The organism is Microcoleus sp. A003_D6 (genome assembly GCF_036702825.1).
Classification (GTDB): domain Bacteria; phylum Cyanobacteriota; class Cyanobacteriia; order Cyanobacteriales; family Microcoleaceae; genus Microcoleus.
Map to the genome: position 1 here is coordinate 26,515 of NZ_JAUBWA010000002.1, position 23,332 is coordinate 49,846.

Consider the following 23,332-nt stretch of genomic DNA (forward strand, 5'->3'; position numbering starts at 1 on the left):
GAACTAAGGATCGCAAATTAAATAACTTACAATTTTAATTGTTATTGTGGGATGGGCGTCCCGCCCGTCCAAAAAGGGCGGGCGGGACGCCCACCCCACAAATTTGTGTAAGTTATTTAATTCTCATTCCTAAGTTTTGAGGTCGTAGTTTGAAACCTTTGATTTACCGGAAAGCCTATAGTGTGCCTCGGCAAGCGAAGCCCTCGAAAAGGAGCGCCCTGAAACCCATATTAGACCTCTTGCAAAAATCCTTTTAATCAAATTCTGGAACGGGCTCTCCGGCCCATTCCACAAGAAAAAAACTTTTGTGGGATGGGCATCTTGCCCGTCCTAGTTATTTTTGCAAGAGGTCTATTCTACAGTTTGCAATCAAAAACTGTCCGAAGTGTTGCAGTAGGGAAATTAACCGATTTCTGCCTTTTTATACGCAGCTTGGGGCGTAGTTTTAAACGGCAAATCTCAAGACATTGAATCGGTAAATAAGTTAGGCGAATTGGCTTTAAACTTAGTATCGATGTTCAATGTCAAAAGCCTGAGAGACCGGATATTATATGTAGTAGCAGTTTGTATCGCTCGCAGCAAGTATTATGTCAGGGAAACCCTGCCAATGTTCCGATAAAACTATCAAAGTGCGCTCAAAAACGCTGATTTTGAAGTTGTCGATTATTGTAACCCACAAAAATTTCAATATTCCTATTTGCTAGGGCAAGAACTTACAGACATAAAACGCGGAATTGCTGTATCTAGCAACCTGCTTGCTCAATTCAAGCAATCAATAAACTTGCAGTGCAATCAAATATTTCATCAAGCGGTGCTTAAGTTGCTGAGTCAGGCAGATAATCCCTGCAATTTATCCACAGCTTGCCAAGAAGATCGTCTGCTGCCGCTGCTACAGATAGAGCAGCAAAAGTAGTTTTTGCTTTTAAAAGATATTCTCGCTCAAACTGTACTGGAGAAAAGGTAATTGCCAATATTACTGACGGCATTTAAAATATCTTAATTTTTTATTACAACCAACTCAAATACGCAGTAGAAGTTGTCATAAATTATCAATATCGACGGCCTGAATTGCTGTGCCTATCGTGACGAACTCAATCAAGTTTGGATAAATTTGATTCACAATGCTTTACAAGCAAGGGACAATTGCGGAGTGTTAAAAGTAGAGGTGAAATCAGAAAATCAGAGCCGGATCGTCAGCGTCACGGATAGCGGCAAGGGAATTTTCCCAGGGATTTTGCCAATATTTGAGCCGTTCTCTACCACAAAACCAGCCGGCGAAGGCAGCGGGTTGGGAGTGGAGATTGTTAAAAAAAGTGTAGAAAGACCTTCGGGTAAAATGGAAGTAACATCAGTTATCGGTCAAAGGACGTTTATTGTGTCAATTCCGATCGCCCTCAACGGCGATCGCACTAAAAATCATACCGATGCGCGACTAAAAATGTAACTCTAGATCGGTGTCAAACCTTGATTGCGGTCAATGTGTCGCCACGGTCAAATCTCAAATCTAAAATGGTATTAATAGCCGGTTCCGCCTTCATCTATCCCCCTTAATTTGCCCATGTCAACAACAGTTTCTGATACCCACAGCTTGCTAGAACAGGCGATCGACCCCAAACAGCCGGGGAAGCCTCCAGACACACCCTTGAAAGTCGCGCCACCCTGACTCAGACGAGTGCCAGTTGCATTTGTATCAGTTTGAGAAGTCGCAAAACAGATGGCAACAAGGCGCAAAAGCTGCACAGTCATTTGCAGTGACAGCGACAACAAAAATCAGAAACCTGTCGGCATAATTACAGAACGCGACATTGTTAAATTCCAACCTGCCGGAATCGATTTCGCCGACACGACCGTCGCCGCCTTGTCGGAGTTTTCACCTGATGCCGTTGCAGGTAAAAGCCACATTGTGGCAGGCTCACCAGTTCATGCAGCAGCACCGCATCCGGCGCTTGGTGGTGGTGGACGAGCGAGGCTATTTAGCCGGAATTGTGACCCAAAGTACCCTGCTGCACGCCTTAGATCCGGTAGAAATCCACGCGAATGCCGAGCTTTTGCAGGAAACAGTTGCCAAAAATATCTAGGAGTTGAAAAAAGTGAACGAACAATTGCAAAAAGAAGCGATTCTGAGAACCGAAGTTGAGGAACAGTTGCGGCTTTTAAATGAAAATTTAGAAGAACAAATTAAACAGCGAACTTTAGAATTAATTAACGCTAACAGTCAGTTAAAAAAGGAAATACAAGACCGCGCCACTGCTGAATCTGAAGTCCGCCGTCTCAACACCGAACTCGAACAGCGAGTTCGAGAGCGCACGGTTCAACTAGCAGCCAGCAACGCAGAATTGCAGCAAGAAATTAGCGATCGCAAATTGCTCGAAGAAAAATTGCACTTTTCTGAAAGCAAAGTCCGCGCCGTTTTTGAAGCGATGGCAGACATCGTTCTCGTGCTAGACATTCAGGGTAATGTAGAAGTTTTGCCGACAAATACGGCGCAGTTTTCCGAGCCGGATTGCGATATAGTCAGCCTGACGATAGAACATTTTTTTGACGACGACAACCCGGATGATTGGTGGATGTTAGTTCAGCAAGTGTTAGAGACGCAACAAACGCTCAATTTTGATTACAGCTTAACAGTTGGCGATCGGGAAATTTGGTTTTCAGCCTGCATTTCCCTGTTTTCAAAAGATGCAGTGATTTGGGTTGCGCGCAACATCAGCGCCCGCAAACTAGCAGAGTCAGCGCTGTGCCAAAAAAATGCAGAATTAGATCATACCCTGCAAGAACTTAAGCGCACTCAAAAAGAACTGATTCAATCCGAAAAAATGGCAGCCCTCGGACAGTTAATTGCCGGAGTTGCCCACGAAATCAATTCTCCTTTAGGGGCGATTCGCTCCTCCGTGCAGAACATCACCGCCTTCTGGGTCGAACAATTGCAGCAGTTGCCGATATTTTTCCAGCAACTATCCCCGGAACGGCGGCAGGATTTCTTTGCGCTGCTGCACAAGTCAAGCCAAGAAACAGACACCTTATCTAGTAAAGAAAAACGTCAGTTGAAAAAACTATTGCAGCGGCAATTAGAAGCAGAACAAATTGACGGCGCGGACAGTCTTGCCTGTACCTTATTAGATATTGGAATTAGCAATGTAGAACCTTTTTTACCTTTGTTGAAAGACAGCGAAAATCCAAATCTTTTACAAACCGCCTACCAATTCGCTACCGTACAAAAAAGCACTAAAAATATTGCTACTGCGACAGATAGGGCTGCTAAAATCGTTTTTGCTTTGAAAAGCTACTCTCGTTACGACCAGTCGGGTTCCAAGGCGATCGCTAATATTACCGACGGCATTGATACTGTTTTAACGCTTTATCACTACCAAATCAAACACGGTGTGGAAGTAGTCAGAAACTATGGTACTGATTTGCCCTCTGTGCTATGCTATCCTGATGAACTAAATCAAGTTTGGACAAATTTGCTTCACAATGCTTTACAAGCTATGGGCAACAAAGGAGTATTGAAAATTGATGTCAAACACCAAGATAACGCAATATCAGTCAGTATTACCGACAGCGGCCAAGGCATTCCCCCAGAGATTATGCCGAGAATTTTTGAGCCTTTTTTCACGACAAAACCTCCAGGAGAAGGCAGCGGTTTGGGATTGGATATAGTTCATAAAATTATTGAAAAACACCAAGGTAAACTGCAAGTAGAAAGCGTGCCAGGTCAAACCAAATTTACTGTATCCTTGCCTAGCGAAATCACTGACGGCAATTAAAAATCTGGGCAATACGCCCCGCCCCCAATTAAACAATCAAAGAAAAGTAAAATTTTATGCCCAAACCAGTCATTTTGTGCGTTGACGATGAAGTTGTGGTCTTAAACAGTTTGAAAATCCAACTTAAAAAAGAATTTGGCGATGCTTACCTCTACGAAGTAGCAGAAAATGCCGATGAAGCTCTGGAAATTATCGATGAAATTCAAGAAGAAGATGAAAGCGATATTTTGGTCATCGTATCTGACTGGTTAATGCCCGGTATTAAAGGAGATGAATTTTTGATCCGGGTTCACCAAAAATATCCCAAAATTGTGAAAGTCATGCTGACCGGGCAAGCCGACGAAGTAGCAATAGAACGGGTGAAAAAGCAAGCAAACTTGCACCGCTGTTTGTACAAGCCGTGGGACGGCAAAGAATTAATAGAAACTATCAAATCTGGTTTGGCAAAATTATGAGCAATAAACCTGTGATTATTTGCGTGGATGACGAACCGATAATCCTTCAAAGTTTAAAAATTGAGTTAAAAAAAGCTCTGGGAGAAGAACAATTATTAGAAACTGCTGAAGGCGGCGAAGATGCTTTAGAGTTAATTGAAGAATTGCTGGCAGATGGCTGCGAAATTGTGGCAGTGATTTCCGACTATCTGATGCCCAATATCAAAGGGGACGAATTGCTGAAGCAGATTCACAGAATTTTGCCAAAAACTATCAAAATTATGCTGACGGGGCAAGCAGACCTCGAAGCGGTGGCGAATACTATTAAATATGCTAAATTGTACCGCTACATATCGAAGCCTTGGCAGTCAGAAGATTTGAAGTTAACCCTAAAAGAAGCGGTCAACAGCTATTTTATGGAGAAGCAATTAGGGGAACAAAATGCTCAACTCCAAAAGCTGAATCAAGAGTTGGAAACTTTAGTCGAGAAGCGGACTGCACAACTGCGCTTGTCTGAGGAAAAGTTTGCCAAAGCTTTTCGTTCTTCTCCCAACCCGATTACTATTACCAGACTTAAAGACGGTCGTTATTTAGAAATTAATGAGGCATTTTGCCAGACAATCGGTTATTCGGCAGCAGAAATTCTCGATCGCACGGCGCTTGATTTTAATCTTTGGGAAAGTATACAAGCCCGCGCCGAGTTGTTTAAAATGTTAGACGAGAAACAAATTGTTCGCAACTACGAATTTGATTGGCGCACTAAAACTGGGGCCCTCAGAACCGGGCTGCTGTCTGCCGAAATCATTGACATTCACGGTGAAACCTGCGTGATTTCTGTGATTCAAGATATTAGCGATCGCAAATTAGCCGAAGAAAAACTCCGGGCTGTAGCGGCTTCTTTAGCAGCAGCGCAAAGAATCGCCCGCGTCGGCAATTGGGAATACGATTTCTCGGCCAACACAACTACTTGGTCGGAAGAATTATCTCGGATTTTTGGTCTCAATTCAAGTCAGGCTGCGCCAACACTAACTGAGTTTGGGCAATACGTGCATCCAGAAGATCGACAAAAGTGGCAAACAACGATCGACGCTGCTATTGCTAGCGGGCAATCTTATAGTTTGGAATATCGAATCCTGCGACCGGAAGTGACAATTGCTGCGGATAATTGCCCGTTACAAACAAGTGAAGGCGGTTTCATCCGCTACATCGAAGCCAGAGGAGAAGCAGTTGTCAACCAACAAGGGCAAGTGACAAAACTCTTTAAAACTCTGATGGACATTACCCCCCGCAAGCTGGCAGAAATAGCTCTAGCAGAGAGCGAAGAAAAATACCGCCATTTAGTTGAGACTTCTCAAGATATCATCTGGTCTTGCGATGCTGAAGGACACATTACTTTTGTGAACCAAGCAGTGAAACAAATCTACGGTTACGACCCGGAAGAAATGCTCGGATGTTCTTTTGGCGATTTTTTAGCGCCAGCACAAATAGACCGGAACCGGGAACTTCAGCAGCACTTGCTGACGGGAGATACTGTGTTTCAGTACGAAAGTATAGTATTAGGAAAAGACGGCAGACCCATTGATGTAAATACGAAGGCGATCGCCCGCTTGGACGCTGAAGGAAACATCACGGGTACAACAGGCACGGCTAGCGATGTTACCGAGCGCAAACAAGCAGAAATAGCGCTGAAAAAAGCCAAAGAAGAAGCCGACAGAGCCAACAGGGCTAAAAGCGAATTCCTCTCGAATATGAGCCACGAATTGCGAACTCCCCTCAACGCAATTCTCGGTTTCAGCCAACTGCTGGCCCGATCGGCAGCCCTTGGTGCCGACCAACAGCAATACTTAGGAATTATTAGCCGCAGCGGGGAACATTTGCTCGATCTGATCAACAATATTCTGCATATGTCAAAAATTGAGGTGGGGTTGGTGACAGTTAATAAAAACACCTTCGACTTGCACAAAATGCTAAAAAATACTGAAGATATGCTGAAGCTGCAAGCCGAAAAAAAAGGGTTGCATTTAATTTTTGATTGCACACCCGACCTACCTCAATATGTAGAAGCCGACGAAAGCAAGTTGCGCCAAATATTAATTAATGTGGTGGGAAATGCTATTAAGTTTACTGCGGAAGGTGGTGTTAATTTGAGAATTAAACATGAGCTGTTGACGCATAAAAATTACGGAGAGATGCCGCTAATTGACAATTGCTGCTTGCTCTTTGAAGTTGAAGACACGGGAGCGGGAATTTCTGCGGAAGAAATGGACAATGTGTTTAAACCTTTTGCGCAAACAGAAAGCGGAAAAAAAGCTCAAGAAGGAACCGGTTTAGGCTTGCCGATCAGCAAACAGTTCGTCCAGTTAATGGGAGGAAAAATGACGGTGACAAGCAGCGTGGGTCGCGGCAGCATTTTTAGATTTGATGTTAAAGTTTCGCTCCCTAATTCAGTGGAAATTCAGGTTGCTCAAACAGCTCGCCGCGTTGTGGGTCTCGAACCGGGACAGCCGGAATACCGCATTTTAGCTGTTGACGATCGCCTGGAAAGCCGCTTGCTATTAGTGAAAATACTGACATCCCTCGGCTTTGCTGTGCAGGACGCTGAAAATGGTGTTAAAGCTGTGGAAATGTGGTCGAGTTGGGAACCTCATTTGATTTGGATGGATATGCGGATGCCGGTGATGGACGGTTACGAAGCTACTAAACGGATCAAAGCGCATTTGAAAGGTCAAGCAACGGTGATTATTGCTCTGACGGCAAGTGCTTTTGATGAGGAGCGATCGGTGATTTTGTCTGCTGGTTGCGATGATTTTGTAGCAAAGCCTTTTCGGGAACAAGTGATTCTGGAAAAGATCGCTAAGTATCTGGGAGTCCGCTATGTTTACGATCGAGAAGTTTCGCTGAGTTCTGATGCTGTCGCGTCCCGTAACGTTTCCGCGCCAACTGGAAATGCCCATTTGCCTTTTACGCTCAATGCTTCATTTTTTGAAGCTATGCCTGCTGAATGGGTTGATGAGTTGTACTCTGCGGCGGATTCGGTTGATAATGAGCGGATTTTTGGGCTGCTGTTGTCGATTCCTCCTGTTAATGCTAGTTTCCGCAGTGCGCTTGCTGATTTGGTGAATAACTTCCGGTGCGATCGGATTATTGATTTGATTGAGGAGTTTAGAAATGTTTGAAGGAAAAAAAGAGAGGGGGAGAGGAGCGGGTTTGGGATGATTAGACAAGATTGCAAAAATCCTTTTAATCAAATTCTGGAACGGGCAAGATGCCCATTCCACAAGAAAAAAAATTTTGTGGGATGGGCCCCAGAGCCCGTCCTAGTTATTTTTGCAAGAGGTCTATTGATGATTTAGGTAGATCGACTATTTCAGTCCTGGACGCAGAACCTATATATGTAGGGTGCGAAATGCGCACCTTACCGCTGCATCGGAATAATAATTTGGATGATGTCAGTGCGATCGTCTCGCTGGCTACCCAAATCGTTCGCTATGGACGCTCGCGCTACATAATTCCGAAGTCCTATCCCGGTTAAAAACCCGGTTTCTTGGGTTGGCGTGCGTAAGTTTTGTAAATATAAAAGTAGTTGCTTCACGAGCGAATGCTATAATGACGATTTAATTAATCTGTTTTCACCCTATCAGCACTTCTCAATTTAAGAAAAAATAGCGATGAGCAGCAATCAAACAGAAGAGAATAAAGGCAACATATTAATTGTTGACGACACTCCAGAAAATTTGCAAGTTTTATCGGCAACGCTGTCGGATCGGGGCTACAAAGTGCGGGGCGTAATTAACGGCAAAATGGCACTCAGAGCCGCGCTATCGGGTTCTCCAGATTTGATTTTGCTCGACATCAAAATGCCGGAAATGGACGGCTACGAAGTCTGCACGCAGCTCAAGGCCCAAGCGAAAACATCAGAAATTCCCGTTATTTTTATCAGCGCTTTAGATGAAGTATTGGACAAAGTAACCGCCTTTCAAGTTGGAGGGGTCGATTATATCACAAAACCGTTTCATGTAGCGGAAGTTTTAGCGCGGATCGAACACCAATTGACTATCCAAAGACTGAAAAGACAATTGATCGATCGCAATACCCAACTGCAACAAGAAATAATAGAACGCAAAAAAGCCGAAGAAGCCGCAGCCGCTGCATCGCTGGCAAAAAGTCAATTCGTTGCCAACATGAGCCACGAATTGCGGACTCCCCTGAACGCCATCCTGGGTTTTACCCAAGTCATGAGCCGCGACTCTTTCCTGAGCAACGAAAATATTGAAAATCTCCGAATTATTAACCGCAGCGGTCAACATTTGCTGGAACTAATTAATGATGTTTTAGACTTGTCGAAAATAGAAGCCGGGATAATTAGCTTGGATGAACGCAGCTTTGACCTTTATCAACTCCTCGACACTCTGGAAGAGATGTTTCAAATCAAAGCTGAAACCAAAAGTTTGCAACTGAGATTTTCCGTGCAGGCGAATGTTCCCCAATATATAAAAACTGACGAAAAAAAGCTGCGCGTCTGCTTAATTAACCTGCTGGGAAATGCCATAAAGTTTACTCAGGACGGCGGCAGCATTTGGCTGCGGGCGAGCGTGGAATGCCAGCCTCCGCCTGAATCGGAGATTTATCCTAACTCTACCTCGGTTGAGGAATGTTTAATTTTGTTTGAAGTTGAAGACACGGGAGTTGGCATAGCAGCAGCAGAAATCGACACTTTGTTTGATGCTTTCGTGCAAACAGAAGCTGGCAGAAAAACGGCTGATGGTACGGGATTGGGTTTGACAATTACTAAAAAATACGTCCAGATAATGGGCGGAGATATTGCGGTCGAAAGTGTTTTAGGTGAGGGAAGCAGTTTTAAATTTAATATCCGAGTATTTCCCGCTATTTCGTCTGAAATAACAGTCGCGACATTGCAGCGGGCGATCGGACTAGAAGCAGACCAACCGGTTTATCGGATTTTAGCAGTTGACGACAATCAAGAAAATCGGCTGCTGCTGGTTAAAATGCTGCAACCAATTGGTTTTGAAGTCCGAGAAGCGGAAAACGGCCTCCAAGCAGTTGAACTTTGGGAAAGTTGGCAGCCTGATTTAATTTGGCTGGATACGCGAATGCCAGTAATGGACGGTTTTGAAGCTGTCAGACAAATTAGAGCTAAAGAGAAAGAAGCTCAGCCGCGAACTGTAATTATTGCTCTGACTGCTAGCATTTTTGAGGAAAAAGAAGGCGAAATTATCGCCGCAGGTTGCGACGATTTTGTGCGGAAACCTTTTCAAGAACAAATCCTCTTTGATAAGATGGCTTGCTACTTGGGAGTACACTATATTTATCAAGAGTTTACCGGACTGGAAACGGGGGCTTTACGGCGTTATTTCGTTAGCGAAAAACCAGATTCATTTTTCTTGCCGCTGCTGGCCCAGATGCCTCAAAATTGGGTGCAGGAACTCTACGAGGCAGTTAATGATGTTAATGAAGAGCTGGCTATTCAAATTGTCGATCGCATTTGTGAAAGTCATCCAACTTTAGCTGATGCTTTAAAAGATTTGCTGGCAGATTACCGACTCGACAGGATAATGGATTTAACTAAATCGATTTTAAAATAAATGGATAATAGCGGAATTAAAATATTGGTGGTTGACGACCAACCGGGCAATCTGCGGTTCTTGTCCAAGCTGCTAACAGCCCAGGGGTATCAGGTTTACCGAGCTATTTGCGGTGAACTGGCGTTGAATGTTGCGATCGCCCATTGCCCCGATTTGATTTTGCTCGACATTAGAATGCCGGAAATGAGCGGTTATGAAGTTTGTCGGAGACTGAAAGCGACAGCGGAAACTGAACAAATTCCGGTGATTTTTTTAAGCGTATTAGATGACATCAACGATAAATTACAAGCTTTTAGAGTTGGCGGCGCCGACTATATTGCCAAACCATTTCAAGTAGAAGAAGTTTTAGCGCGCATCGACAAGCAAGTCTGCTTGCAAAAACTGCAACAGCAACTAAAAGAGCAAAACGCTCAACTGCAACAGTCGCAGTCGCTGCTTGCTAGCATATTAAATAGTTCCTTAGACGGTGTGGTGGCTTATTCTGCCGTCCGCAACAGTCAGGGAAATATTGTGGATTTCCAGTGGCTGTTGGTCAACCCTGCCGCCGAAAAAATTTCTGGTTTACTATTAAATGAGATAGTTGGCAAGAATTTGTTGGCAGAAATTTCCCAACTTCGCAAGAACGGGTTATTTGATTTGTATGTTTCTGTAGTAGAAACAGGAGAAACTGTAGACCAAGAATTTTATTACGAACACGAGCGAGATATAAGTGCTTGGCTGCACATTGTTGCGGTCAAGTTAAACGATGGCCTGGCAGTAACATTTCGCAACGTCACCGATCGCAAACGAGCAGAAATTGCCCTGCGAGAAAGCGAAGAACGCTTCCGCGCGATCTTCGAGCAAGCGGCAGTAGGCATAGCTAAAACCGCGCTTTCCGGTCAATTTATGCGTGTAAATCCCGGGTTTTGCCAAATTGTCCGGTATGCAGAATCGGAATTGTTGCAGCAAAATTGGGAGGCAATTACTCAGCCGGATGACATGGAATCTGACAGAAAATACGTGCGCTTGCTGTTATCCGGGGAGATTCAAACTTTTTCTAGAGAAAAGCGTTTGATCTGCAAAGATGGGGAAGTGCGCTGGGCGAATGTTACGGTTTCGGCAATGCGGGATGCCGAGGGTACGCCGCAGTATTTGATTTGTGCGATCGAGGATATTTCCGAGCGCAAGCAGGTACAAGAACTGCTGCAAGCGAGTTTAGAAACTCAAACCCGCTACGCTCAAGAATTAACTCGTTCTAATGCCGAACTCGAACAGTTTGCCTACGTGGCTTCTCACGATTTGCAAGCGCCTTTGAACACGATTGCCGGCTACGCTCAACTATTAGAAAAGCGCTGTCACAACCAAGTTGATGCCCAAGCAAATAAATTTATCCGCAATATTGTTAATTCTTGCGGGCGGATGCAGGCGCTGATTGATGACTTGCTGGAGTATTCGCGGGTCGGCAGCAGTCATAAACCTTTTGAGCTGATAGATTGCAATCTAGTTTTTGAAGATGCTTGCGCTAATTTGCAGTTGGCGATCCGCAAGAATCAAGCTTCTGTTACTAGGGGCAATTTGCCGAGGGTAATAGGTGACGGTTTTCAACTGCTGCAACTGTTTCAAAATTTAATTTGCAATGCGATTAAGTACCGCAGCAGTTGGGCGCCGGTGGTGTTCTTCGGCGCCCAGCGTCAGGGGGATAACTGGGTGTTTTCGGTGCAGGACAACGGTATTGGCATTGCCGAAGAGTACCACCGGCGAATTTTTCAAATTTTTCAGCGCTTGCACGCCCAAAAAGAGTATTCTGGAACCGGTATCGGTTTAGCGATTTGTCAAAGAATTGTCGATCGGCACGGCGGCTGCCTGTGGGTAGAATCAGAACCCGATCGAGGCTCGACTTTTTATTTTTCTGTTCCTGTACCAAAGTGAAGTCAGCAGTCAGCCTGAAGCTGTCACCAGTCATTTACTTAATCTTTAAAGAGCTTTATCTTGTCTTTACATAAATGCTCGTAAAAGTTTAGCATATTCACTGATGACATTGAGCTAAAAATCTATCAGTATAAATCTATTAGCCCTATTCTTATACAATAACAATCAGCGGTGCGTGCAAGACTTGTCAGTTTGTTTCAACTTTATCCAGAGCATCTTGCTTTGGGATGCAGCAGTTTCCCTAGTAGTTCGGGGATAAGCCTTTGTGATGTCTTTGCAGTTGGCCGGTTCTCGGACAGACTGCTAAGTGAAACAAGCATTAGCGGAAAACCTTTGCGAATCTGGCAAAGCCGCAAATTGCTGCAACACAAATTCAGTTTTTTCAGCCTGATTCGCGGGATGATGGCAACAGATGCTTTGCAGGTGCTCGGACACCGATCCAAGTCCCGTCACCTCACAGAATGCGTTGGTAGTGAGGCAAAGCGGTGAATTCTAAAAAGAAAAATTTTACTCTTTTAATAGCCAACGATGACGAGGACACGCGCTTTTTGGTGGAGGAAGCACTGCGAGAAGTTCGATTAGTAATTAGGAGGGAATTTGTGGAAAATGGAGAACAAGTGCTGGACTATTTGTACCGTCGCGGTCAATATGCTAGTAGCAGCAATTGGCACCGGCCAGACTTGATACTTTTGGATCTAAATATGCCGAGGCTTGACGGGCGAGAAGCACTAACTTCGATCAGAGCTGACCCCGACTTGCAACAAATTCCGGTTGTGATCCTAACAACGTCGCACCGCAGCGGAGATATCTTGCTTTGCTACCGCTTGGGTGCTAATTCTTTCATATCCAAACCAGTCACTTTTGAAGGATTGGTTGAAGTAATGAAAACTTTATGTCAGTATTGGTTTGAAATCGTTTCGCTCCCGCCGGCTCTGTAAGCTTTAATTAAAAGCTAGATCGATAGTTTGAGTGTTGACTAAATTTGATAGACTGACATATTAGCCCGATCGCAAGTATCGCTCTCAAAACTAAAAAATTTCCTTCAACCCGCTCCGAACGCTATAGTTGTGTTAACACGTAACCAATCTCTGAAAATTTTGTTGGTTGAGGATGACCTCGCAGATGCGACGCTGCTCGAAGACCTTTTAGGCTCATTCAGTGAGTCTCTGTTTCGCCTCCAAACTGTTAAGTCTGTGGAGATAGCACTGGCGTGTCTGGAAGCAGAAAAGTTTGACGCCGTACTATTAGATTTGTCCGTGTCAGACAGCTTGGGAGGAAGCGAGGCGATCGCGGTTTTGAAAGCCCGATCGCCCACAGTGCCAGTTGTGGTGCTGACAGATATCAACGATGAACATACCGGGCTGTCGGTATTGCGCTCGGGCGCTCAAGATTGTTTGGTAAAGGGAAGATTTCATAGAACTCTGCTGGTGCGGGCAATCCATTACGCGATCGAACGTCAGCGCATAGAAGAACAACTGCGGCAGCAAGCCCTCCGAGAGCGACTGTTGGGCAAAATGATCGAAAATATTCGATCGTCAATAGACGCGGCAAGCATTCTCCAAAGTACCGTCGCAGAAGTGCGCCAATTTCTCAAAACAGACCGCGTTTTAATTTATCGCTGTCAGGATTGGGCGTCTCAATTCGACAGGGAAGAGCCAAAAGGTGCGATCGTCGCAGGTGACGGTTTGCCATTCGGTTATATTGAAAACCCAAATATTAGTGCTGCTTTGGCGGTGTCATGCTTTGTTTTAGTCGAATCCCAGTCGGTACAAGCAATAGCAGATGTCAGCGCTACCGACTTGGCTGGCAGTTGCAAAGAATTGCTGGCAGATTGTGAAATTGCAGCAGTTGTAAGCGTGCCAATTTGGCAATCTGGCGACTGGGAAACGGCAAACAAAACACAAGAAGGTATTGTTTTGGAAGCAGAAAAAATAGAAGATGCAGCCGAAAATTATATCTGGCTGCCGGCGATCGACAAACCGCAGGCACAGGGTTCAAATGCGCCGGATTCGATCGCCGAAAATCGCAATAATTTGTGGGGAATGCTGACAGCATACAATTGCAGCGGTGTCAGGGAATGGCAGCAGTGGGAAATAGATTTTTTACAGCAGTTGGCAAATCAAGTGGCGATCGCGATCGAACAATCTCAACTTTACCGCAAGCTAGCAATAGCCAATCAAAAATTGCAGCAACTGGCAACTACTGACGGACTGACAGGCATTGCTAACCGCCGCCAGTTCGATCGCGTTTTGATGTTAGAGTGGCGCCGATTGGCAAGAGAGAAACTGCCGCTGTCTTTAATAATATTTGACATCGACTTTTTTAAACTTTACAACGAGTTTTACGGCCACCTCGGTGGGGACGATTGTTTGCGCCAAGTTGCTGGGGCGATCGCCATATCTGCCAAGCGGGCTGGGGATTTGGCCGCCCGCTACGGCGGCGAAGAATTTGCCGTAGTGCTGCCCAACACTAGCGCCGAAGGGGCAAACGCTGTCGCCCGGAAAATTTGCGACGGTATCGCCAGCTTGAAACTGCCCCACGCCCGATCGCCGATCGACCCCTACGTTACCCTCAGTTGCGGCATTGCTACGGCGGTTCCTTCTGGCGAGGAATCTCCCGACACCCTAATTCGCAGCGCTGACAGCGCCCTTTATCAAGCCAAAACCGAAGGCAAAAATCGCATTTGTCACGCCAGCAGCAAATCGGAATCTTCCCCGATTTTGATGTAAAGTTTAAGGTAATTGGTAATATCACGTCCGCTCGAATTACCGCAAAAAAATTGGTTTGTAGTGAGGACTTTAGTCCTCATCAATCTGAGGAATAAAGTCCTCACTACAAACACTATAATAGTTATTTTATCAGACACGAGCGCAACTTATAACTCACAACTTTTATTTTGCCTGCGGTTGGCGGATCGGTATTTCGATCGCAAACTCCGTACCGATTCCTAATTCTGAATTGCAAAGCAATTTTCCTTGATGTTTTTTAACTACAATTTCGTAACTAATAGCCAATCCCAATCCCGTACCTTTGCCGACGGGTTTCGTGGTAAAAAACGGGTCGAACAACCGCTGCTGCATTGATTCGGGAATGCCGGTACCGCTGTCGGCGATCGCAATTTTCACTCGCTCGCCCTCCATAACTTCCGTGCGAATCTTAATTGTAGGAACTGACGAGCTACCCCCGGCAGATTGGGAATTTCTTTCCCTTTCTTCCACAGCATCGATCGCATTAATCAACAAATTCATAAACACCTGATTCAATTGACCCGAATAACATTCAACTTGCGGTAAATTGCCGTACTCTTTAATTATAGAAATAGCGAGTTTATCTCCTTGCGGATTCAAACGGTGAGCGATAATCATCAAAGCGCTGTCAATTCCTTCGTGCAAATTAACCGCCTTAAAATCTGCTTCGTCCAGACGCGAAAAAGTTCGCAAAGACTTGACAATTTCCTGAATGCGAACCGCTCCAACTGCCATTGAATCCAGCAGGTTAGGCAAATCTTCTTGGATAAACTCTAACTCAATTGCCTCAAGTTCTGCCTGAATTTCTGCGGTGGGTTCTGGGTACGCTGCGCGGTAAAGTTCGAGAACCCTCAACAAATCATTTGTGTAATCTTTGGCATAGCTGACATTGCCAAAGATAAAGCTGACAGGATTGTTAATTTCGTGAGCAACTCCAGCAACTAATTGACCCAAAGAAGACATTTTTTCGCTTTGTACGAGCTGCGCTTGGGTATGGGTGAGCGCGTGATAAGCTATTTCTAATTGCGCTGCTTGTTCTCTGAGTTGCGCTTCCGATTCTCGCAGGGCCAATTCTGCTGCTGTTCGCTCCGTAACATCGACACCGATTCCCCAAAAATCCCAGCCGGGAACATAAAAATCAGCAGAAACATTAGACCAAGCAATTGTTTTAATGCTGCCGTCAGCCGCCTTAATTTCTACTTCTAAATCTCGAAAGTTGTGACCGAGTTCTACAACTTTTTTAAAGATTTGTTTGCGGTAGTTAACATCAGGCATGAGCAGTTGTATTGCTTGCTGGTTGCCGACAAGTTCTGCGGTGCTGTAACCCAGCACTCGTTCGGATTCTCGATTCCAGACTATGATATTGCGATCGGCATCAACAGCGATCAGCATTACTGGCATATTTTCGAGAATTAGGCGCAACTTTGCTTCGCTTTGTCTCAAAGCTTCTTCAACCTGTGCTCTTTCTGTGATGTCAATGGAAACAGCAATTAATCCTGCAACTTCTCCTTTTTCATCTAATATTGGTGTGGCGCGATTTTCATGAATGTAACCTTTGAGTTCGGACGACCAAATTCTTTCCTCGCCTGCTAAGACAAAGTTAATACTTTCGATGATTTGGGGATAATCTTTGTAGAATTCGTCAACTGATAAGCCAACTACTTGTCCCGGCTTAAATCCTAAAGGTTCTAAGCCTTTTCCTTCAGAAAGGGTAAATATGCCGTAGCGATCGATGCAGTATAAAACTATGGGTGCATTGTTGATAACCGCGCGGAGGCGTTTTTGGCTGACTTGCAGTGCCAATTCTGCTTGTTTGCGCTCGGTAATATCGATCGCGGCTCCGAATAATTTTACCACTTCGCCTTGCTGGTTTTGCAAGATTTGTCCCCAACCGATCAGATATCTCATTTGTCCGTTGAAACTGTAAACGCGGTAGTCAATTTCGTAGGGTTGGCGGCGCGCGATCGCTTCCTCTATGGTTTGTTGAAAGCGTTCTCGATCGTTGGGATGAATTTGCTGCAAAAGTTCTGAATAACTTGGTGTTGGCGAATCTAGTTCTAGATTGTAAATTCTTTTTAATTCATCCGACCAACTAATTTCGCCAGTAATGACGTCGAATTCCCAGTTACCGATATGAGCAACTTTTTGAGTTTCTTCGAGTTTTCGCTGGGATTCTAATAGTTCGTCGGCGGCTTTTTTGCGGTCTGTAACTTCTTTGTAGTTGCCGATAATTCGATAGATTCTGCCTGCTTCGTCCCGCAGCGGAGTTAGGGTAACTAGCCACCAAGTATCTGCTCCTTGGAACTTGAAGCATTGTTCGGAAGTAACTGAATTTTGCGATCGCGCGCAACTGATATAAGTTTGCCGCAGCACGGTTCCGACTTCCTCGCCAAATACAGCTTCGGGAGTTTTGCCGCACCACTCGCTATCGTCCCCGATGCCCAGAATTCGCTTGCCGAGCGGGTTCAAACCGACATAACGAAATTCGCCGTCAGCCTCTGCATCGATCGCAAAAATTATTTGGTCAATACCGTCATAAATACTGCGCAAAAATTGTTCTTGAGAGCTGAGTTGTTCTTGTACTTTTTTGCGATCGCTAATATCTGTCGCCGTCCCGATAAACCCTTGAAATTCACCTGAAGGCGTGAATGTAGGAACTGCTGTCTCTTCAATCCACCGATACTCTCCGTCAGCTCTTTTCAGCCGATATTCTCGTTTAAAATTAGAGTTTAAATTCCAAGCATTCAGATATATTTGCTCCCAAGAGTCTAAATCGTCTGGGTGAATGTTTGGCCTCCAACCCCGAGCAGAAATTTGTGCTTCAGTCAGCCCAGTAAATTCTGTCCACTGCAAATTAAAGTAATTGCAACCGCTCTCTGCATCTGCGATCCACAGCATTACTGGGACGCGATCGGCCCAGTCGCGCCAGCAATTTTCGCTCGCACCCGATAAAGCGGCGATCGGCGCTTGTTTGGGCAGTTGAGTTTCACTTGGAGAATCCGTCATAACTTTACAAATGGTAAGTTGACAGTTGCTATTTCTGTTGTTATAATGCGCCCCAATTCACCCTCACAATATCTCAGCTTTTCACAACTAATATATCAAGGTGAGATTGATTTGTGCAAGCGGCATAAAACTTGTTTGCAATAAACGTAGGATGCACACTGCGCACATAAATAGAAGGAGTACAAGCGCCACAAAAAATGTTCACAATAAACGTAGCTCTATGTAGGTGCACACCGCGCACATAAATAGAAAGAGTGGAAGCGCCACAAGACTTGTTCGCGCTCAATGTAGAGTGCGTGCTGAGTACATTAAATACAGATGAATATTGATTAAAATCCCTGATTTTTATCCGGTGCGCGGTGCGCACCCTACACATAGATTATTCAGAAAATTATTGCCAATTACCAATTACCAATTACCAATTACCCCAAATTTCGGTTCGTACCAGTTAAATTCGATCGCACGGGAATTTCAATCAAAAACTCCGCTCCCTCTCCCGGTGTTGAAATACAGCTCAATCGGCCGCCGTGCCGATCGACTACAATCGAGTGAGAAATCGACAGTCCCAAACCCGTACCCTTGCCCACAGGCTTAGTCGTGAAAAACGGGTCAAACAGCCTCGATCGCACCGGCTCCGGTATCCCCCACCCGTTGTCCGCAATAGATACCGCTGCGAAGCCCGCAGCAGCCTGATAACTGCGAATAGCGATCGTGCTCGGATGCCGATCGCACTCCTCGATCGAACGCTGCTTGTCCCGTTCTTCCAAAGCATCGATCGCATTAATCAAAATATTCATAAATACCTGATTCAACTCCCCCGGAAAACACTCAACTTGCGGCAATAGCTGGTAATCTTTAACTACCTGAATCCCCGGACGGCTGCTGTGAGATTTCAAGCGATTTTGCAAAATCATCAAAGTGCTATCAATTCCCTCGTGAATGTTAACCGACTTCCCAGCGGACTCGTCCAAGCGGGAAAAGTTGCGCAATGATTTGACTATCTCGATAATTCGCTCGGTTCCTACTTGCATCGAACTAAACAATTTAGGGAAATCTTCAGCAATATAATCCAAGTCTATTTCATCGATTTTATCCAACACTTGGGCCGGAACCTCTGGACAGTAATGCTGGTAAACTTTAATCAATTCCAGCAAATCTAAGCTGTAAGTGCGAGCCGGAATGAGATTGCCGTGAATAAAGCTGACGGGGTTATTAATTTCGTGAGCAACACCAGCAACTAACTGACCCAAACTCACCATTTTTTCATTTTGAACAAGCTGAGCTTGAGTGGTTCTGAGTTTGTTAATAGCTGTTTCTAACTCTAGCGCTTTTGAGCGTTCTCGCGCTTCCGATTCCAGCAAAGCTAACTCGGCTTGTTTGCGATCGGCAATTTCAGTTTGTGCTTGCTCGAACAGCGTCGATTGCTGGATCGCGATCGCCAACTGCACGCCAATTTGTTGCAGACACTCGACCTCAATTTCCTGCCAATGGCGGGGGCCATTACACTCGTGGGCGATCAGCAGTCCCCACACATTGTCGCCTTGCAAAATCGGCACTACCAAATTAGCTCGCACCTGAAACTGAGCTAATAAATTAATGTGGCACTGGGAAAGACCCGCATTGTGAATATCGTCCACAACTCTAATCCGACCGTGCTTGTAAACAGAAGCATAGCTGTCTTCTAAGCAGTAATCCTTAATAGTTATTCCCAGAACCGAGCGCCAATTTTCGCTCACCGACTCGACAATTACAAAACCGCTCCAATCTTGATTAAACCGATAAATAATTGTCCGGTCTGTTTGCAAAAATAGCCGTACTTCCGCAACAGCTTTTGTCAAGATTTCTTCTAAATTGAGAGAAGAGCGAATGCGTTCCAGCATCCCTACCACCAGGCGTTCTCGTTTTAATTGCTGGCGCAAGATAGACTCCGCAAGTTTGCGATCGCTAATATCTTCAATTACACCAATTAAGTAGCTCGGTTCACCAAATCCATCCCGCACTAAAGATACAGTCACATTAGTCCAAACAAATGAACCGTCTTTGCGAACAAAGCGTTTCTCAATTGAATAATTAAAAATTTTCCCAGCTAACAGTCTTTGGCCAGATTCGACATCTGCTTCTACATCTTCCGGGTGCGAAATCTCCCATATATTTCGCGCTTTCAGTTCCAATTCTGAGTATCTGACAATATTGCAAAAGCCTTGATTTGCATTCAAAAATTGACCGTCCGGCCACACTTTAACAATGCCGATCGCCGCTTGTTCAAATACGGCTCGAAATCGCTGTTCGCTTTCTTGCAAAGCAATTTCTGATTTTTTGCGATCGGTAATGTCCATTGCCGTGCCAAACAGCCGCACCACCTGACCGAACTCATTTTTAACAGCTTGTCCTTTACCGTTAACGTGCCTGATTTCTCCCGATCGAAAATAGATGCGGTGGTCGATATCGTAAGCTGTGCCTTCAATCACGGCCTTTTGCACAACTTCTGTAAACCTTTCTTTGTCATCGGCATGAATTTGCTCTAAAAGTTCTTCCATTGTCGGCGGTCGATTAACTTCTCGACCGTAAACTCGAAACACTTCCTCCGACCAAGTAACAACTCCTGCCTCAATATCGAATTCCCAATTACCGATGCAGGCAATTTTTTGCGCGTCTTGCAACTGTGCGGCAAGTAGTTGCAGAGATGCGATCAACTGCGTTTTTTCGGCTTCGGCCCCAACGCGGGCGCTGATATCTTTGTGAGTACCAGCCATCCGCAACGGCGCACCCCATTCGTCGTACTCGACCACCTTGCCCATCGCCATAATCCACTGCCAATTTCCCGCTTTTTTGAGCATTCTAAATTCAATTTCATAGATATCAGCGCCACCTTCCAAATAGGAAGTTAAAGATGCCATTACCTTCTCTCGGTCTTCGGGATGCAGCAAAGTTTCCCAAGCTTGGAAGTTATTTTCAATTTCAGTTTCTTCGTAACCGAGCATTGATTTCCAATGCGAGTCGAAATATGTTTCGCCAGTAGCTATGTTCCAATCCCACAGCCCCAAAGAGCTGCCTGAAACCGCTAACTGCAATCGCTCTTGACTGAGTTTCAATGCCGATTCGGCGCGTTTTAGTTCTGTGAGGTCGGCAATTACTGCCATCATTCCTATTGGTTGACTGGCGCTATCTTTAATGCAGTCAGATCGCAATTGAGTTTCTATAATTTTGCCATTTTTAGCCTTGAGTTCAATTTCACTGCAAACAGACAAACCTTTCCGCAGCACCTTAAATAACTTTCTCAAATCTTGAGATTTGGCGTACATTACTCCTGGGCCACCGGCATTATTTAGTTCCTCAACTGTATAGCCGTAGCGCTGAATAAATGCTTGGTTGTGATAAATTGAACAGCCGTCCAAATCTGCGATCGCGATCGCATCGCTAGCGCTGTCTACAGCTTGAGTTACCAAGCACAGAGTCAGTTCAGCGCCTTTGCGATCGGTAATATCAAAAATCGCTCCGTCGAGCCACAAAACTCGCCCTGCTGAATCGTAACTCGGCCTTCCTCTTTCCGACATCCACCGCAGGGCGCCGTCAGCGCGAACAATCCGGTATTCTAGATTGTACGGCTGTCTCGACTCTACCGCTGCCCTGAGTTGTTTCGCGAGCATTTCCCGATCGGCCGGGTGGATGATGCTAGCAAAACTCAAGCGGTTGTTGCCAATAAAATCCCCAGCAGGATAGCCGCTAATTGCCTCAATTTCATCGCTAATAAATACCATCGTCCACTCAGCATCGTACAAGCTGCGGCAGATAGCGCCGGGGATATTCTCAACGAGCGATCGAAATTTTGCTTCGCTTTCCCGCAAAGCTGCTTCGACCTGTTTTAAATCAGTAATATCCAGCACCATCCCTTCCCAAACTATATCCCCTTCCTGCCCTATTTCTGTCGGACAATCAACTCGTTCCGGTCTCGACGAAGCCCCTCGCATCCACTTAAGTTTCCCCGACGGCAGAATCGCGCGCCATTCCTGCTGCCAGGGCTGCATATTTGCCGCAGAAACAGCAAGAGATTCTGCCACTTTTTGGCTGTCGTCTGGATGAAGACAACTGAACATAAGTTCGGGATTCTGCTGAATATTTTCTGGTTCCAATTCATATAAAACCCGGCAGCCCGAAGAAATGTAAGGAAAAGATATTTTGCCGCCTGTTGAGAGCCGAAATTGATAAATTATTCCCGGCAAATTGGCAGCAACTTGCCGCAATATAGCTGCGCTTTCTTCTTGCAGCGCTAAATGTTTGCGCCTATCCTGAGTGATATCTCGAATTATCCCCACGAGAATTTTACTGCCGTCGGTATTTTCAAAGACAGCTTTTTTAGTAGACAGAATGTGCTTGGCACCGCTGGCGTCCGTAAATATTTCCTCGCTCTCGTTTTCTTCCCCCCTCCCAAACACTTGTTCGTCATTCTGCCAAAAAATCTCAGCTTCTTGTTTTGGGAAAAAGTCGCCATCCGACTTACCCAGCAGTTCCTCGCGCTGCTTGCCGAGCAGCTTGCAAAAAGCATCATTTAACAGTATCCAGCGGTGCTGTTCGTCCTTGACAAAAATTGGCTCGGCAACTGCATCGATCGTATAATTCAAAAACTTTTTACTAGCTTCCAGTTCTGAGAGTGCTAAAACTTTATCCGTAATATCGTTGATAGTTCCTGTCGTCCCGGCAGCCGCGCCGTTCCAGCCAAACATCAAAAATTCTTGCACTTGCACCCAGCGAATTTCGCCTTTTTTGGTAACATATCGAATTTGATAGCAGCAGGATGTTTCTTGATTTTCGCTCCGGCGTCTCAACAAATTTAAATATTGGTATTGGTCGTCATAATGAATGCAACTCAAACAGGAAGTTCCTAAGCTTTCATCAACGGTAAACCCGGTAATTTCCGTCCAAGCCGGATTGAGAAAAGTCCAATTTCCAGCAGTATTTGTTTCAAAAACTACTTCTTTGATATTTTCAATAACTTGCAGGTATTTTTGTTGACTTTTTTGCCATTCTGCTTGCCGTTTCTGGCGGGCGATCGCGCACCGGATCGTCCGCACCAGCAGCCGGCTGTCTGCTTGTCTTTTCACCAGATAATCTTGGGCGCCGACCGCAATTAACTCGACGGCGAGTTCTTCGTCATCGGCGGCTGTCAGAATGACGATCGGAATATTTATCCCGCAATCTTGCAGCCGTCCAAGAGTATTAAATTTTTGGCAGTCAGGAAGTGAAAGGTCTAATAAAATTACATCAAAAATTTCGCAGCTTAAAATTTCTATAGCTTCCCGGAGGCGAACTACATTTCTCAACTCAATTGATTGTCCCTGTCTGCGCTCAAACAGCAGTTGTTGAATGAGTTCTGCATCTTCTGCACAGTCTTCTACTAAAAGAACTTTCAAGCAAGCAGGCGTTAAAGTTGACTCAAAAGTAGGTGTCATTTTGGCTGGTATAAATAAAAAAAGCAGCAGTGGATGCAGCTACCTAGCTGATTTTTGGGGAACTTGAACCGCAGGCTTTAGGATGCCCTGCGTGCTTTCAGACTCCCAGATTTATTTGTAAAATTGAGTTGTTCGCCGCAAGTTGTCCGCCTCGCCCCAAACATACAGCGTATTCCAGATTTATGAAGTAGGGACACGGCGAAAGTCTAAGTCCCTACCCGTTATCTGTACTGCACTCAACTGAAAACTGCTATAGTAGCCCAAAGTTCTCGTACTCTTACCTATATTGCAACTCACTTCTGTTTTAATTTACAACATTTGGCAGGGAAGTAGCAAGGGGAAAAGCAAAAGAACGCCCAGGAATCAGGACTTGCATTTTTGACTGCAAACGTAGGATCGTTGCGCTAGATTAAGCGGTTT

At 45.1% G+C, this 23,332-nt stretch carries 14 protein-coding genes; 10 read left to right on the top strand and 4 right to left on the bottom strand.

Going from position 1 to position 23,332, the window contains the following annotated elements; genetic code table 11:
• Positions 1-815: 815 nt before the first annotated feature.
• Complete coding sequence (locus tag QUB70_RS01025) at positions 816-986, bottom strand: hypothetical protein (protein WP_332977877.1); 171 nt, start codon at positions 984-986, stop codon at positions 816-818.
• Between the two features lie 77 nt (positions 987-1,063).
• Between QUB70_RS01025 and QUB70_RS01030 the strand changes: the two genes are divergently transcribed.
• Positions 1,064-1,444, top strand: coding sequence for an ATP-binding protein (locus QUB70_RS01030; protein ID WP_332977988.1), 381 nt, complete (start codon positions 1,064-1,066; stop codon positions 1,442-1,444).
• Between the two features lie 71 nt (positions 1,445-1,515).
• Here the strand turns inward: QUB70_RS01030 and QUB70_RS01035 are convergent, their stop codons facing one another.
• Positions 1,516-1,746, bottom strand: a complete 231-nt coding sequence (locus QUB70_RS01035) for a hypothetical protein (protein WP_332977878.1) — start codon at positions 1,744-1,746, stop codon at positions 1,516-1,518.
• A 59-nt stretch (positions 1,747-1,805) separates the two neighbouring features.
• On the opposite strand from QUB70_RS01035, the gene QUB70_RS01040 reads away from it, so the two are divergent.
• The 9 genes from QUB70_RS01040 (at position 1,806) to QUB70_RS01080 (ending at position 14,441) form a co-directional block, all read left to right on the top strand.
• Positions 1,806-2,078 carry a CBS domain-containing protein gene (locus tag QUB70_RS01040; RefSeq protein ID WP_332977879.1) on the top strand — a complete coding sequence of 91 codons (273 nt, stop codon included), beginning with the start codon at positions 1,806-1,808 and terminating at the stop codon, positions 2,076-2,078.
• Between the two features lie 12 nt (positions 2,079-2,090).
• The gene (locus tag QUB70_RS01045) at positions 2,091-3,767 is read left to right on the top strand and encodes a sensor histidine kinase (protein WP_332977880.1); all 1,677 of its coding nucleotides are present in this window, start codon (positions 2,091-2,093) and stop codon (positions 3,765-3,767) included.
• Positions 3,768-3,823: 56 nt separating this feature from the next.
• Positions 3,824-4,222: a response regulator gene (locus tag QUB70_RS01050; protein ID WP_332977881.1), complete on the top strand. Its 399-nt coding sequence runs from the start codon at positions 3,824-3,826 to the stop codon at positions 4,220-4,222.
• Entirely contained in the window at positions 4,219-7,377 is a 3,159-nt protein-coding gene (locus QUB70_RS01055; RefSeq protein WP_332977882.1) for a PAS domain S-box protein, read from the top strand. Before QUB70_RS01050 ends, QUB70_RS01055 begins: the two co-directional genes overlap by 4 nt.
• Positions 7,378-7,466: 89 nt before the next feature.
• Positions 7,467-7,733, top strand: a complete 267-nt coding sequence (locus tag QUB70_RS01060; RefSeq protein WP_332977883.1) for a hypothetical protein — start codon at positions 7,467-7,469, stop codon at positions 7,731-7,733.
• Positions 7,734-7,869: 136 nt separating this feature from the next.
• Positions 7,870-9,804, top strand: coding sequence for a response regulator (locus QUB70_RS01065; protein ID WP_332977884.1), 1,935 nt, complete (start codon positions 7,870-7,872; stop codon positions 9,802-9,804).
• A complete protein-coding gene (locus QUB70_RS01070; RefSeq protein WP_332977885.1) occupies positions 9,805-11,712 on the top strand; it encodes a PAS domain S-box protein in 1,908 nt (635 codons plus the stop codon). It begins immediately after the preceding gene.
• Positions 11,713-12,197: 485 nt separating this feature from the next.
• Positions 12,198-12,650, top strand: a complete 453-nt coding sequence (locus tag QUB70_RS01075) for a response regulator (RefSeq protein WP_332977886.1) — start codon at positions 12,198-12,200, stop codon at positions 12,648-12,650.
• A gap of 129 nt (positions 12,651-12,779) precedes the next feature.
• Positions 12,780-14,441: a diguanylate cyclase domain-containing protein gene (locus QUB70_RS01080; protein WP_332977887.1), complete on the top strand. Its 1,662-nt coding sequence runs from the start codon at positions 12,780-12,782 to the stop codon at positions 14,439-14,441.
• Between the two features lie 162 nt (positions 14,442-14,603).
• On the opposite strand, the gene QUB70_RS01085 is transcribed toward QUB70_RS01080, so the two are convergent.
• The gene (locus QUB70_RS01085; protein WP_332977888.1) at positions 14,604-17,465 is read right to left on the bottom strand and encodes a PAS domain S-box protein; all 2,862 of its coding nucleotides are present in this window, start codon (positions 17,463-17,465) and stop codon (positions 14,604-14,606) included.
• A gap of 422 nt (positions 17,466-17,887) precedes the next feature.
• A complete protein-coding gene (locus tag QUB70_RS01090; RefSeq protein ID WP_332977889.1) occupies positions 17,888-22,912 on the bottom strand; it encodes a PAS domain S-box protein in 5,025 nt (1,674 codons plus the stop codon).
• Positions 22,913-23,332 lie beyond the last annotated feature (420 nt).

Bases quoted from the DNA above. Each gene is read 5' to 3' on its own strand.
- QUB70_RS01085 (WP_332977888.1), bottom strand. From the start codon at position 17,465: ATGACGGATTCTCCAAGTGAAACTCAACTGCCCAAACAAGCGCCGATC.
- QUB70_RS01060 (WP_332977883.1), top strand. From the start codon at position 7,467: ATGCCCATTCCACAAGAAAAAAAATTTTGTGGGATGGGCCCCAGAGCC.
- QUB70_RS01035 (WP_332977878.1), bottom strand. From the start codon at position 1,746: ATGACTGTGCAGCTTTTGCGCCTTGTTGCCATCTGTTTTGCGACTTCT.
- QUB70_RS01090 (WP_332977889.1), bottom strand. From the start codon at position 22,912: ATGACACCTACTTTTGAGTCAACTTTAACGCCTGCTTGCTTGAAAGTT.
- QUB70_RS01065 (WP_332977884.1), top strand. From the start codon at position 7,870: ATGAGCAGCAATCAAACAGAAGAGAATAAAGGCAACATATTAATTGTT.
- QUB70_RS01025 (WP_332977877.1), bottom strand. From the start codon at position 986: ATGCCGTCAGTAATATTGGCAATTACCTTTTCTCCAGTACAGTTTGAG.
- QUB70_RS01055 (WP_332977882.1), top strand. From the start codon at position 4,219: ATGAGCAATAAACCTGTGATTATTTGCGTGGATGACGAACCGATAATC.
- QUB70_RS01070 (WP_332977885.1), top strand. From the start codon at position 9,805: ATGGATAATAGCGGAATTAAAATATTGGTGGTTGACGACCAACCGGGC.
- QUB70_RS01050 (WP_332977881.1), top strand. From the start codon at position 3,824: ATGCCCAAACCAGTCATTTTGTGCGTTGACGATGAAGTTGTGGTCTTA.